Annotated in this window: 15 protein-coding genes and 2 tRNA genes; 15 read left to right on the top strand and 2 right to left on the bottom strand. The window is 42.0% G+C overall.

Annotated elements, in window-relative coordinates; translation table 11 throughout:
• Positions 1-621: 621 nt before the first annotated feature.
• The 15 genes from cydA to aroG all read left to right on the top strand — a co-directional run bounded on the left by cydA (position 622) and on the right by aroG (position 11,879).
• The gene (cydA, locus tag ABLA85_RS05610) at positions 622-2,208 is read left to right on the top strand and encodes a cytochrome ubiquinol oxidase subunit I (RefSeq protein ID WP_367962106.1); all 1,587 of its coding nucleotides are present in this window, start codon (positions 622-624) and stop codon (positions 2,206-2,208) included.
• 14 nt (positions 2,209-2,222) lie between these two features.
• A complete protein-coding gene (gene cydB, locus ABLA85_RS05605) occupies positions 2,223-3,362 on the top strand; it encodes a cytochrome d ubiquinol oxidase subunit II (protein ID WP_367962105.1) in 1,140 nt (379 codons plus the stop codon).
• 13 nt (positions 3,363-3,375) lie between these two features.
• Positions 3,376-3,492, top strand: coding sequence for a cytochrome bd-I oxidase subunit CydX (gene cydX, locus ABLA85_RS05600; protein WP_367962102.1), 117 nt, complete (start codon positions 3,376-3,378; stop codon positions 3,490-3,492).
• Positions 3,492-3,779 (top strand): cyd operon protein YbgE, encoded by a 288-nt coding sequence (gene ybgE, locus ABLA85_RS05595; protein ID WP_367962099.1) that lies wholly within the window; start codon positions 3,492-3,494, stop codon positions 3,777-3,779. Before cydX ends, ybgE begins: the two co-directional genes overlap by 1 nt.
• A 123-nt stretch (positions 3,780-3,902) precedes the next feature.
• A complete protein-coding gene (gene ybgC, locus ABLA85_RS05590; protein WP_367962097.1) occupies positions 3,903-4,307 on the top strand; it encodes a tol-pal system-associated acyl-CoA thioesterase in 405 nt (134 codons plus the stop codon).
• Complete coding sequence (gene tolQ, locus ABLA85_RS05585) at positions 4,304-4,993, top strand: Tol-Pal system protein TolQ (protein WP_367962095.1); 690 nt, start codon at positions 4,304-4,306, stop codon at positions 4,991-4,993. Before ybgC ends, tolQ begins: the two co-directional genes overlap by 4 nt.
• Before the next feature lie 23 nt (positions 4,994-5,016).
• Positions 5,017-5,448, top strand: a complete 432-nt coding sequence (gene tolR / locus ABLA85_RS05580; RefSeq protein WP_047682400.1) for a colicin uptake protein TolR — start codon at positions 5,017-5,019, stop codon at positions 5,446-5,448.
• A 35-nt stretch (positions 5,449-5,483) separates the two neighbouring features.
• Entirely contained in the window at positions 5,484-6,497 is a 1,014-nt protein-coding gene (gene tolA, locus ABLA85_RS05575; protein ID WP_367962093.1) for a cell envelope integrity protein TolA, read from the top strand.
• A 166-nt stretch (positions 6,498-6,663) separates the two neighbouring features.
• A complete protein-coding gene (gene tolB, locus ABLA85_RS05570; protein ID WP_367962112.1) occupies positions 6,664-7,971 on the top strand; it encodes a Tol-Pal system beta propeller repeat protein TolB in 1,308 nt (435 codons plus the stop codon).
• 43 nt (positions 7,972-8,014) lie between these two features.
• Complete coding sequence (pal, locus tag ABLA85_RS05565) at positions 8,015-8,521, top strand: peptidoglycan-associated lipoprotein Pal (protein WP_340620682.1); 507 nt, start codon at positions 8,015-8,017, stop codon at positions 8,519-8,521.
• A gap of 9 nt (positions 8,522-8,530) precedes the next feature.
• The gene (gene cpoB, locus ABLA85_RS05560) at positions 8,531-9,295 is read left to right on the top strand and encodes a cell division protein CpoB (RefSeq protein ID WP_367962091.1); all 765 of its coding nucleotides are present in this window, start codon (positions 8,531-8,533) and stop codon (positions 9,293-9,295) included.
• A 167-nt stretch (positions 9,296-9,462) separates the two neighbouring features.
• Positions 9,463-9,538 (top strand) — tRNA-Lys (locus ABLA85_RS05555).
• Between the two features lie 31 nt (positions 9,539-9,569).
• Positions 9,570-9,645, top strand: a tRNA-Lys gene (locus ABLA85_RS05550).
• 272 nt (positions 9,646-9,917) lie between these two features.
• Positions 9,918-10,619, top strand: a complete 702-nt coding sequence (gene pnuC, locus ABLA85_RS05545; RefSeq protein WP_367962089.1) for a nicotinamide riboside transporter PnuC — start codon at positions 9,918-9,920, stop codon at positions 10,617-10,619.
• A 207-nt stretch (positions 10,620-10,826) separates the two neighbouring features.
• Positions 10,827-11,879, top strand: a complete 1,053-nt coding sequence (aroG, locus tag ABLA85_RS05540) for a 3-deoxy-7-phosphoheptulonate synthase AroG (RefSeq protein ID WP_367962087.1) — start codon at positions 10,827-10,829, stop codon at positions 11,877-11,879.
• Between the two features lie 66 nt (positions 11,880-11,945).
• On the opposite strand, the gene gpmA is transcribed toward aroG, so the two are convergent.
• On the bottom strand, positions 11,946-12,698 hold the full coding sequence (gpmA, locus tag ABLA85_RS05535; RefSeq protein WP_367962086.1) for a 2,3-diphosphoglycerate-dependent phosphoglycerate mutase: 753 nt from the start codon (positions 12,696-12,698) through the stop codon (positions 11,946-11,948).
• A gap of 310 nt (positions 12,699-13,008) precedes the next feature.
• Positions 13,009-13,839: a lysostaphin resistance A-like protein gene (locus ABLA85_RS05530; RefSeq protein WP_367962085.1), complete on the bottom strand. Its 831-nt coding sequence runs from the start codon at positions 13,837-13,839 to the stop codon at positions 13,009-13,011.
• Between the last annotated feature and the right edge of the window lie 56 nt (positions 13,840-13,895).

The following is a 13,895-nucleotide window of genomic DNA, read 5'->3' as shown; positions in this document are numbered from 1 at the left end:
AGATGTGATCAAGAGACAGGCTTTAAAGCAGCCTTTTTATTTATAAGATAAACAGTAGGTTAGTCTTTTTATATGGAGAGATATTTTCAAATTTACTTGAACTTATTTTAGAAAATTCTATTTAATCGATTAATTTAATTAGAAATGTTAGAAAAATATATTTTTCTTATAATGAAAATGAAAAGTTAATTTTCTAATGCTTTTTACAGCAAAAAATAAATTAATCAGCATTGTGGTAAACAAATTATTAACACTAAATCAACTGTAATGAAATAATAGCTGTAATGATTAACAAAGAACAGAAAAAATTGCTTTAAATCAATTTATTACTGTGGAATGTGTTCGCTAAACTTGATTTAATTGTTCTAAAATAAATGGTATTACCTCATAAATGAGCGGCAATATTGGCCTATATTGAGAATTCCAATCTTAGTCATATAAAAGCTATTTATTGTGTGCGAATATAGGCGTAATATTATTGGGGTATCTACTGAATTTTGATTTATTTAATAATTTGTTGTTGTGTTTGAGGCATTTATTGCTGGTAGTTACGAGACTTTCATTTTACGAAAGTCGGGTTGCCGCAAGTCGGTGTCTTCCTGCTAGGAGCAAGGGGTCAAAATGTTTGATATTGTCGAACTGTCACGATTACAGTTTGCCTTAACTGCTATGTACCATTTCTTATTCGTACCATTAACACTCGGTATGGCGTTTTTGCTTGCGATTATGGAAACGGTATATGTTCTGTCTGGTAAACAAATCTACAAAGATATGACGAAATTCTGGGGGAAGTTATTTGGTATTAACTTTGCCCTGGGGGTTGCAACAGGTTTGACTATGGAGTTCCAGTTCGGAACAAACTGGTCATATTTCTCACATTACGTTGGTGATATTTTTGGTGCACCACTGGCCATTGAAGGTTTAATGGCTTTCTTCCTTGAATCCACCTTTGTTGGTTTATTCTTTTTCGGTTGGGATCGCCTGAGCAAGAAACAGCATTTAGTTGTAACTTGGTTGGTTGCATTAGGTTCTAACTTCTCTGCTTTATGGATTCTAATTGCGAATGGCTGGATGCAAAACCCGATTGCATCTGATTTCAATTTTGAAACCATGCGCATGGAGATGGTGAGCTTTAGCGATCTGGTTCTGAATCCTGTTGCTCAAGTGAAATTTGTTCATACTGTAGCTGCGGGTTATGTGACAGGTGCGATTTTTGTCTTGGGGATCAGCGCTTATTACTTGCTTAAAGGGCGGGATATTCCGTTTGCTAAACGTTCATTTGCCATTGCATCAAGTTTTGGTATTGCAGCAGTCCTGTCCGTCATTGTACTGGGGGATGAATCTGGATATGAAATGGGGGATGTGCAGAAAACCAAACTGGCTGCCATTGAAGCAGAGTGGGATACTCAAACTCCGCCGGCTGCATTCACGCTGATTGGTATTCCTGATCAGGATAAGATGGAAAACAAATACTCCATTCAAATTCCTTACATATTAGGCCTTATTGCTACACGCTCTACTGATACTCCGGTTGTTGGCTTGCGTGACTTGATGAGTCAGCATGAGCAACGTATCCGTAACGGCCTTAAGGCATATGAATTGCTGGGAGAGCTGCGAGCAGGTAACACTGATCCGGCAGTACGTAACGCATTCAATGAAAGCAAAAAAGACCTTGGTTACGGCATGCTCGTAAAACGTTACACCCCAGAGGTGGCAAACGCAACAGAAGAGCAAATTAAAGCCGCTGCGAAAGATTCTATTCCACGTGTGGCACCGCTTTATTTTGCATTTCGTATCATGGTTGCTTGTGGCTTCATCATGTTACTGGTTATCGGCCTGTCATTCTTCAGTGTTATCCGTAATCGCATTGGTCAACAAAAGTGGTTGTTGCGTGCAGCGTTATTTAGTATTCCATTACCGTGGATTGCGGTTGAAGCTGGTTGGTTTGTTGCAGAGTATGGCCGCCAGCCTTGGGCGATTGGTGAAGTATTGCCAACCGCAGTGGCAGCTTCGACACGCAGTGTTGGTGATCTGATTTTCTCAATGGCACTGATTTGTGGTCTGTATACTTTGTTCCTGATCGCCGAAATGTTTCTGATGTTCAAATTTGCTCGCCTTGGTCCAAGTAGCCTCAAGACCGGGCGTTACCATTTTGAACAGAAATTCATTTCTTCAACCAATAATTCTTCAGCGAATAATATTGAGTAAGCAGGAGTCCACTTATGCTTGATTATGACGTGTTACGATTTATATGGTGGCTGCTGATTGGTGTATTGCTAATCGGGTTTGCAGTGACCGATGGTTTTGACATGGGTGTTGGTGTCCTGCTGCGGATTATCGGCAAAAATGACACTGAACGCCGTGTCATGATTAATTCAGTTGCACCTCACTGGGATGGTAACCAGGTATGGTTAATCACAGCGGGTGGTGCACTGTTTGCTGCCTGGCCAGCAGTATATGCTGCCGCTTTCTCCGGTTTCTATGTAGCGATGATTTTGGTGTTGGCTGCGTTGTTCTTCCGGCCTGTAGGGTTTGACTATCGCTCAAAACTGGAAAACAGAAAATGGCGTAACATGTGGGACTGGGGGTTGTTTGTTGGCAGTTTTGTACCTCCATTAGTCATTGGAGTTGCATTCGGTAACCTGCTACAAGGCGTACCACTGATGATAGATGTAGATCAGAGGGTTTCCTATGACGGGTCATTCTTTGAGTTGCTGAACCCTTATGGGCTGCTGGCAGGTATCATCAGTTTGATGATGATTACGACACAAGGGGCAACTTACTTGCAAATGCGTACTACGGGTGAATTGCATTTGCGTTCCCGTACTGCGACACACGTTTGTGCATTGGTAACCGCAGTGGCTTTCTTACTAGCGGGTGTGTGGCTGATTTATGGCATTGATGGTTATGTTGTGACCGGTGGTCTGGATGTGAATGGCGTATCTAATCCATTGCATAAACAAGTTACTCAACAGGTTGGGGCATGGCTGATCAATTTCAATAATCAGCCAATATTGTGGGCAATACCTGTATTGGGTGTCGTTCTTCCTTTGTTGACTATGCTGGCCACTCGATTGGATAAAGGTGCCTGGGCGTTTCTATTTTCATCACTGACAGTTGCTTGCATTATTCTGACCGCAGGAATATCCATGTTCCCGTTTGTGATGCCATCAAGCCTTAATCCGAATGTCAGTTTGACTATGTGGGATGCGACATCCAGTCAGTGGACGTTGCAAATCATGTTCGTTGTTGCGCTTATCTTCGTTCCTATTATTTTGTCATACACCATTTGGTGTTACTACAAAACCTTTGGGCGTTTGGATAAGAGCTACATTGAAAACAACAAACACTCACTGTACTAAAGGAGCATAGAACATGTGGTATTTTGCTTGGATTCTGGGAACACTCTTAGCCTGTAGTTTTGCAATTATTGCAGCTTTGGCACTTGAGCATAGTGAATCAGAAAAAGTAACTGAGAGTGACAAAAGATAATGTTGGTTGACAAATTTTACCAACTGATGAATAAGGGTCTGCTAAGGGCCCTTATCCTTATTATGGCTCTGGCACTTGCTGGATGTGTATTGTGGGACCCAGCACGTTTTGCCGCGAGCACAAGTTTATTAGCTGTATGGCAAGGGATTTTACTGATTTGGGCGGTATGTTCCGGGGTTATTTTTGGTATTGGATTTAACCCTAAGCATTTTATCTGGCGTCTTTTTTTTCATCCATTACCTGCATTTTTGATTCTGATTTTTGGCTTATATCATTTCTTTAAGTAAACTATTTATGATTTTATAGGACGCTGGGCTATAAATTTTTTGACTTCTTTAATAACAAGTCATTCCAAAGCGCTATTGTCTTGAGTATAGTGACAGCGTCAATTCGCCTGATTAGGATTATATGTGAGTAATATGTTGTTCCGTTGGCCTATCCGTGTTTACTACGAAGACACAGATGCTAGTGGTATAGTCTATCACGCTCAATATTTGGCTTTTTATGAAAGAGCACGTACAGAGATGTTGCGTGATAAGGGCTTCCACCAAAAGTATATGTTGGATGAACAAGTTGGTTTTGCTGTCAGCCGCATGACCGTTGACTACCGTAAACCAGCGAAGCTGGATGACCAGTTAGTTGTGGAAAGCGAGATCACGAATATCCGTGGTGCTTCACTGACATTTATTCAACGAATTATTGATTGCAATAATGTAGTTATCAGTAACGCAGAATGTTTGGTCGTCTGCGTAAATTCATCTCAAATGAAGCCTATTGCGCTTCCAAAGTCTATTGTCGCGGAGTTTAAGCAGTGACTGACATGAACATCCTGGATTTATTTCTGAAGGCAGGCTTTTTAGTGCAGCTGATCATGTTAATCCTGATTGGCTTCTCTGTAGCTTCTTGGGCAATTATTATTCAAAGAACAAGAATTCTGAATGCTGCTACTCGGGAAACGGAAGCATTTGAAGATAAATTTTGGTCTGGGGTTGAATTATCCCGTCTTTATAAAGAAAGCCAGTCACGCCGCGATTCTTTAAGTGGCACTGAACAGATTTTCTATTCTGGTTTTAAAGAATTCGCTCGCTTACATCAGGCAAATAATCATGCACCAGAGGCTGTCATTACGGGAGCTTCCCGCGCTATGCGAATTTCAATGAATCGTGAATTAGAAACATTGGAAAATCATATCCCATTTTTGGGTACTGTCGGTTCTATTAGTCCCTATATCGGTCTGTTTGGCACAGTCTGGGGGATAATGCATGCTTTTATTGCTCTGGGGGCAGTAAAACAGGCAACATTGCAAATGGTCGCTCCTGGTATTGCGGAAGCTTTGATTGCAACAGCAATTGGTTTGTTTGCTGCGATTCCGGCGGTGATGGCTTATAACCGTTTGAACCAGCGTGTCAATAAACTGGAACAAAGTTACGATAATTTTATGGAAGAATTTCTGGCGATTTTGCATCGTCAGGCTTTTGTTTCTAATTCCAATAAGTCGTAATTCATCGTAAGGGGAAAAAGCGAATGGCGCGCACTCGTAGTCGCAGACGTGAGCTAAAATCCGAGATCAATATCGTCCCCTTGCTGGACGTGTTGCTGGTTTTGCTGCTGATTTTTATGGCAACGGCCCCGATTATCACACAAAGTGTAGAAGTTGATTTACCTGACTCGGTAGATTCCAAAACCGTCTCCAGTTCTGATAATCCACCGGTTATTGTAGAAGTTTCCGGGGTAGGGCGGTACAACATGGTTGTTAATCAGGAGCGTTTAGAATTACTACCTGAACAGCAAATTATTGCTGAAGCTCAAACCTTGATGAAAGCTAACCCAAAAACCATTTTCTTGATTGGGGGTTCAAAGGAAGTCCCTTATGATGAAATCATCAAGGCACTTAATATGCTTCGTCAAGCGGGTGTGAAATCGGTTGGTTTAATGACTCAGCCTATTGGTGCCTGATGGCGGCTTTTACTTAAAGTTTCTGGATGTCGAGCGTGGGAAAGACAAACAAGCAAAACAGTGGGCTAAATCGTGCCGTTATCATTTCAATTATTTTGCACATTATCCTGTTCGGATTCTTGATTTGGGGATCTTTGAAGCAAAAAACGGAAATGGGAGGCGGTGGAAATAGTGGTACGGTGATTGATGCCGTTATGGTCGATCCGAATGCGGTAGTTCAGCAATATAATCAGCAACAGCAACAGCAAGCCAATGCAAAGCTGGCTGAGCAGCAACGGAAGAAAAAAGCTGAACAACAGGCCGCCGAATTGCGTGCTAAACAGGCAGAAGAGCAGGAGCGGCTGAAAGCCGCAGAAGAAGAGCGAATAAAAGCACAGCAAGCTGCGGAAGAACAGAAAAAGCGGGCTGATGCTGCCGCGGCTAAGGCCCGTGAAGAGCAAAAGATTGCCGAAGAGGCCGCTGCTAAAGCGAAAGCGGAACAAGAAAGAATTCTGAAAGAGCAGGCAGAAGCTCAGAGAAAAGCAGAAGCCCAAGCTAAGAAAGAAGCCGAAGAAGCTGCGAAACGAAAAGCAGAAGCCGAAGCAAAGGCAAAAGCAGAGGCTGAAGCAAAGGCTAAAGCTGAAGCCGCAGCTAAAGCAAAAGTCAGAGCCAGGGCCGAAGCCCAAAAAGAGGCTCAGGCAGTTGATGATCTGCTTGGGGGGCTGACTTCTAATGCACCTAAACAGCAAGGTGGCGCATCTGCTGCGGGTAAAGGTGGTAGTAAGAAAAGTGGTATTTCTGAATCGGATATCAATAATTATAAAGGGCAAATTCGGGCTGCGATCCAGAGTCATTTCCGTGATCCGAGTTTATACTTAGGGCGCACCTGTGACTTGAGCATAAAACTGGCATCAGATGGTATGTTGATTAGTGTTCAGGCTAATGGAGGCGACCCCGTATTATGTAGGGCAGCAATTGCCGCGGCGAATCAAGCTAAAATGCCACGTCCACCAAGTAAAGAGGTTTATGAACATTTCAAGAGTTTCTCACTAGACTTTAAACCACAGTAAGGTAAATATCTGGTGGGAATGTGTTATCTGTTAGGTGAAATTTCGGATAATTTACTTGTGTAAATAAAATTATTAGATTTTATTTAGGTATCTGGTTTTGTTTGTTGGCGTTTGTTAGAATCCGGCGGATTATTGCGGGCATATCGATCGCGATAAGGGAGAGATGATGAAGCAAACTTTTAAACTGACGTTTAAAGCATTATTGGGTTTTCTGATGCTATGGGCAACGTTTGCCCATGCAGAAGTTCGCATTGAAATTACAGAAGGTGTTGATTCTGCCCGTCCTATTGGTGTTGTTCCATTTAAATGGACTGGTGCAGCTAATCCGCCAGAAGAAATTGGTTCAATTGTTGCTGCTGATTTGAGGAACAGTGGGAAATTCAATCCCATTACTCCGGATCGCATGCCACAACAGCCTACCACAGCCTCTGAAGTAACCCCTGCGGTATGGTCTGCTCTTGGAATAGATTCTGTAGTCGTAGGGCAGATTCAGCCTGCTGCTGATGGTAAATTTTTGGTTTCCTATCAGTTGGTTGATGTGGCTGGAACACCGGGTTCAGTATTAGCACAGAATCAATTTTCAGTTGAGAAGAAATGGCTACGCTATGCTGCGCATACAGCCAGCAATGAAGTATTTGAAAAACTGACCGGCATTAAAGGCGCATTCACTACTCGTATCGCATATGTGGTTAAGAAGGCTGCTGCGAATAAGTATTCGCATGAACTGCGTGTTGCTGATTATGACGGTTATAATGAAACACCGGTGCGTAGTTCAGCAGAACCTCTAATGTCACCAGCATGGTCACCAGACAATTCTCAACTGGCATATGTGACATTTGAAGGAGGCCGTTCTTCTCTGGTGATCCAAACATTGGCAACAGGGGTGTTTCGTCATGTAGCTTCATTCCCTCGTCACAATGGAGCGCCGGCATTTTCCCCTGATGGAACTAAGCTCGCTTTTGCTCTATCTAAAACAGGTAGTCTGAACTTGTATGTGATGGATTTAGCTTCAGGGCAAATTCGCCAAATAACAGATGGCCGCAGTAATAATACTGAGCCAAGCTGGATGCCGGATAGCCAGACACTGGTCTATACCTCTGATCAGGGTGGTCGTCCACAATTGTATAAAATCGATATTAATGGCGGTGCTCCACAACGACTGACTTGGGAAGGTTCACAAAACCAAGATGCTGATGTGAGTCCAGATGGTACTTTTATCGTTATGGTTAGCACAGCGAATGGCAGTCAGCACATCGCCAAACAGGATCTGGTAACGGGATCTGTCCAGGTTTTGACAGATACGTTTCTAGATGAAACGCCGAGTATCGCACCTAACGGCACTATGGTTATTTATAGCTCCACCCAAGGGTTGGGGACTGTATTGCAGCTAGTTTCGACTGACGGACGTTTCAAAGCGCGTCTTCCGGCTACCGATGGACAGGTTAAATTTCCTGCTTGGTCGCCGTATCTGTGATGCATAATAAGTATGTATGGCAAACTATAAAAGGATCAAAGAGATGCAACTGAACAAAGTGCTAAAAGGGCTGATGTTAGCTTTACCAATCATGGCCGTAGCAGCGTGTACTAACACTAACAAAAATGGCAACAATGATCAGTCTGGTGTAGGCACTGTTGATAATTCTTCTAAAGCAGGTCTGTCTGCTGAAGAATTAGCACGTCAGCAGATGCAAGAGCTGCAAAACAACAATATCGTATACTTCGGTTTCGATAAATACGACATTAACAGCGAATTTGCTCAGATGCTGGATGCGCATGCTGCATTCCTGCGTAGCAACCCATCTGTTAAAGTAACTATTGAAGGCCATGCAGATGAGCGCGGTACTCCTGAGTACAATATCGCTCTGGGTGAGCGTCGTGCAAATGCAGTTAAAATGTATCTGCAAGGCAAGGGTGTTTCAGCTGACCAGCTTGCTATCGTTTCTTATGGTAAAGAAAAACCAGCTGTACTTGGTCATGACGAAGCAGCATACGCTAAAAACCGTCGCGCTGTAATCGTATACTAAGAGTAAGGCATGAACAGTAACTTCAGACGTTTTGTATTGGGTCTGTCGTTATTGGTTGGCGTAGCGGCTCCATGGGCCGCTACTGCCCGAGCGCCAATCAGTAATGTCGGCTCAGGCTCCACAGATGAGCGCCTTTCCCAATTAGAGCGTATTTCCGACGCTCATAGTCAGTTATTAACTCAACTCCAGCAACAGCTTGCTGATTCTCAGCGTGATATTGATACACTCCGTGGTCAGATTCAGGAAAATCAATATCAATTGAATCAGATCATTGAGCGCCAGAAAGATATTTATCAGCAGTTGGATAAAATCACTAACCCTTCAGGTGCAGAAAATGATAATACAGTGACCCCTGTGGAAAAGGGGGCTGGTAATCAGCCCGCAGCCGCCACTAGCACAGGAAGTGAGAAGGGAGATTATGATGCGGCTGTCGCTTTAGCTATCAACACTAAGGAATACGATAAGGCTATCGTAGCATTCCAGAATTTTGCTAAAGCTTATCCCAAGTCGAAATATTTACCGAATGTCAACTATTGGTTAGGTCAGTTGAATTACAACAAAGGTAAGAAAGATGATGCGGCTTATTATTTTGCGACTGTAGTGAAAAATTATCCGAAATCACAAAAAAGCAGTGATTCTCTGTATAAAGTTGGTTTGATCATGCAGGAAAAAGGGCAAAAGGATAAGGCGAAGGCAGTTTATCAACAGGTGGTTAAGCAATACCCCGGCACTAGTGCGGCTAAAATGGCCGAAAAAAAGATTACAGGAATGTAATAATTATCCCCAAGAGGTTATTTATCGGTCTTTTTGGGGATGATTGGTCGATTAATAGGCGCTTGAACGGGGTTTGATAAAATAAATATTGCGCCCAACAGGGAAATCAGTATTATATGCCGCCGTTGGCAAGCAATTAAGAAAGCAATGCCAAACAAGATTTAGATGGGTCGTTAGCTCAGTCGGTAGAGCAGTTGACTTTTAATCAATTGGTCGCAGGTTCGAATCCTGCACGACCCACCATCTTAATTTTCAATCAAACATTCCCCTAGATGGGTCGTTAGCTCAGTCGGTAGAGCAGTTGACTTTTAATCAATTGGTCGCAGGTTCGAATCCTGCACGACCCACCATCTAAAATTCTCATTCACATATTTCCTAAGTGAGTCGTTAACTTAGTCAGTAGAACTGTTGGTTTTTAATCAATCGATCGTAGGTTCGGGTCGAGAATTTATTTCTCCCTTAATACGTTAAGCTCTCTAAAATACTTAAAGACTTTTGCTTAATAATTCGCTATGTTGTTTAGCATTTAAAACAATTAAGGGTAAGATAGTCGATTTTCATCTTAATTCTACGTTTTTTGTATTGATATACTAAACAACATTTATGGTAAGGATAAGAAAGCATGGATTTTTTCGACATTCATAACATATTAGTACATATTTCTTTAGGAACAAATGGTTATAACCTCTCATACATAGAAGCTGTTGGCACAATTGCGGGTTTATTATGTATTTGGCTCGCCAGTCAAGAAAAAACCATTAATTACCTGTTTGGTTTGATTAATGTGTCATTATTTGCTGTGATATTTTTCCAAATTCAACTCTATGCCAGTCTTATCCTACAAATCTTTTTCTTTGCCGCTAATATTTATGGTTGGTATGCCTGGAGCCGAATCAACGAACAGAAACAAATAGAATTAAAGATCCGTTGGCTGACTCCTAAACAAATGCTTAGTGTTGCGGCAGTTTCTATTATTTTTATCCTGATCATGACATTCAATATTGATCAGATCTTTGGTTATATGGCAAAAATTGTAGTTCTTGTTTTACAAGGTATGGGCTTCAATATTACTATGCCGAATTTACAGCCAGATGCATTCCCATTCTGGGATTCAGTGATGACAGTACTATCGATAGTGGCAATGATTTTAATGACTCGTAAGCATGTGGAAAATTGGCTGATATGGGTGCTCATTAATGTTATTAGTGTGGTGATTTACTTTCATCAAGGTGTTCTGGCTATGTCGTTGCAATACATTATCTTGACGGGGATCGCTCTGAATGGTGCTCGTTTGTGGATCAAAGCAACAAAAAATAATGAATGAAGTGTGATCTATTAAAAACGTAAACTAACAGTTAACGCAGGCCATAAGTCATTAATCGTCTTATGGCTTGTTTATTTATTTTCTTATTCTTCTATGAAAAAAGTTCTTTTCTTACCCACAAAGATTATTTACAGCACAGCGCCTAACAGTTAGATTGAGATCACAAAATTATCTCAAATAACTGTAAATACATTAGGTGGAAGGTCGATGAATTACCAAAATGACGATATAAAAATAAGGAAAATAACAGAATTATTACCACCAGTTGCATTGCTCGAAAAATTTCCTGCGACAAAAGATACTGCTATTACTGTCCGTGAAGCCCGTGAAGCTATTCATAACGTTTTAGCTGGTGAAGATGATCGTCTATTAGTAGTAATTGGCCCGTGCTCAATTCATGATCCAAAGGCTGCATTGGAATATGCAGAGCGCCTGAACAAATTACGTAAGGAATTGAAAGCAGATTTGGAAATCGTGATGCGAGTTTATTTTGAAAAACCGCGTACCACAATAGGTTGGAAGGGGTTAATTAATGACCCGAAAATGGATTGTAGTTTTGATATCAATGATGGATTACGCATAGCACGTAAACTTCTGATAGATATTAACGATATGGGATTACCCGCAGCAGGCGAATACCTTGATATGATCACACCTCAATATCTTGCAGATCTCATGAGTTGGGGAGCGATAGGAGCGCGTACAACAGAGTCCCAGGTTCATCGGGAGTTGGCATCTGGTCTTTCTTGTCCGGTTGGTTTTAAGAATGGTACTGACGGTACAATAAAAGTTGCGATTGATGCCATTAATGCAGCCAGCTCATCACACTGTTTTCTGTCAGTAACTAAATGGGGTCACTCTGCGATTGTTAACACGGTAGGTAATCAGGATTGCCATATTATTCTGCGTGGTGGTAAGGAGCCGAATTATAGTGCTGAACACGTCGGTGCTGTCAAAGAAGAGTTGATAAAAGCAGGATTGGCACCACGGATAATGATTGATTTCAGCCACGCAAACAGTGCGAAGCAATTCAAAAGGCAAATGGATGTTGGCACTGATGTTTGTGGCCAGATTTCCGCAGGAGAAAGTGCGATTATCGGCGTGATGGTTGAAAGCAATCTGGTTGAAGGCAACCAAAGCTTGTCTGGTGACGAACCTCTGGTTTATGGTCAAAGTGTGACAGATGCCTGTATTGGCTGGGATGATACAGAGACTTTATTGCGACAATTATCTCAGGCTGTCAGAGCTCGCCGGAGTTAAACCAGTATGAAAAAAGCCGGAGTAATTTCCGGCTTTTGCTTATTCTATTTAATTAGATAGTCTGAATTACTTTGCTTTACCTTGGTTTGCTACTGCGGCTGCTTTTGCAGCGATCTCATCTGCATTACCCAGATAATAGTGTTTTATTGGTTTCATGTTTTCGTCAAATTCATAAACCAATGGCACAGCAGTTGGGATATTCAATTCAAGAATTTCGTCTTCGCCCATGTTGTCCAGATATTTCACCAGCGCACGCAGGGAGTTACCATGAGCGGCAATAATGACTTTTTCACCATTTGCAACACGAGGTCTGATAACTTCTTCCCAATAAGGGACAACACGTTCGATAGTGGTTGCCAGACTTTCTGTGACAGGAAGTTCTTCAGGTTTCAGGTTTGCATAGCGAGAATCATGACCAGGATAACGTTCATCATCTTTAGTCAGGTCTGGAGGCGTGATTGCAAACCCACGACGCCACAATTTAACTTGATCATCACCGTATTTAGCCGCTGTTTCAGCCTTGTCCAGACCTTGCAGTGCACCATAATGACGTTCATTCAGTTTCCAGCTTTTTTCAACGGGTAGCCATTGCTGATCGACTTGGTCCAGAATATTCCACAAAGTATGAATGGCACGTTTTAAAACAGAAGTGTAGGCAAAATCAAAAGTAAAACCTTCTTGTTTTAGTAATTGACCAGCCTGTTGTGCCTCAGCGCGGCCTTTATCAGACAATTCGACATCAGTCCAGCCGGTAAAGCGGTTCTCTTTGTTCCACTCACTTTCACCATGCCTTACAAGGACCAGCTTAGTTACAGCCATAGCTTAAACTCCTATCATTAACTTTTTAATACAACATGAAATGGTCGCTCGGGGCATTATATGGCGCGATAGCCCGAAACGGCAAACAATAGTCTCGGAACATCTGTTTTAAATCATGTTTGGGCACATCTGAAGACAGTTGCAGCTTGATTATTCAAATGCAGCTTCATTGGCGGCGTTCACTCACCTCGGTTACATAGTACCTGTTATAGATCTATACTCCCCGAAGTTTGTTCTCTTGCCGTTGAACCGCATCTTGAAATTTATTGAGTATGGCTGCAACTGGAGATTGCTTGGAATCAGATTCCGTTTAGCTGATGGCTGCTTTTATCGGATAAGTGTAAAACAGCAGATGTAATACATTAAGCGTAAAGTGGAAGCCGACAGCTACCCATAAACGTCCACTCCACATCCATGCTATACCATAAATCAGACCCGCCAGTGTTGCGAAAGCCATCAGCAGAACACCGCCAGCAAAATGAGCAACACCAAATATTAGCGAAGTTATAATAAGTGCAAAATAAGGGTTCATCCATTGGCTGAGTTTTTGTTGAATATAACCACGGAATAAGGTTTCTTCTGCCAATGAAACGAATAAGATATTGGCAGCAACAAATGCAGGAAACCAACTAGGGAGATGGAGTTCAACGGCTAATCCACTGAGAACAGTCGCGAGTCCTAATAATGCAGGTACAGTTGCGATTAGCAGTGCCCAACCATGTGCCGGGGCATTAACCACCGGATTGCTGCGGAATAAACTTGGCATGCAGCATAATAAAATAAAGGGGATCAATGCCTTGTCAAAATTAAAATACATGGAAAAAGGTGCGCTGAGTGGCCCAACCTGTACTTTATCCAGATATTTCAGGTTATGAAAACCGGGGATGTGATGTATAAATAATAAAATGCTCACGATAACTAATAGCAATTCGGTTATATTTTTACCAATAGTATGCGTTTTGGTATTGAAATAGATATGTGTTACACCCAACACACTTATCATTAATAGTGAGATAATCGCGGGATAGGCCAGCACATGAGTGCTGATCCCAACAACAATAGCTAAAAATGCAATGAAAAAAGCGATTTTTTGGCGAATATCTAGCAGTGCCAACGAAACGGCAAGTAAAGTCCAGCCCATACAACTCTCGGTTATTTTTGAAAAAAATGGATAAATAGTCTAAAAATAGACCGAGA

It is taken from the genome of Xenorhabdus sp. SGI246 (assembly GCF_040838225.1).
In the GTDB taxonomy this organism is placed as follows: domain Bacteria; phylum Pseudomonadota; class Gammaproteobacteria; order Enterobacterales; family Enterobacteriaceae; genus Xenorhabdus; species Xenorhabdus indica.
The sequence above is the reverse complement of the archived record's forward strand: the minus strand, read 5'-3'. Positions and strand labels throughout refer to the sequence as shown.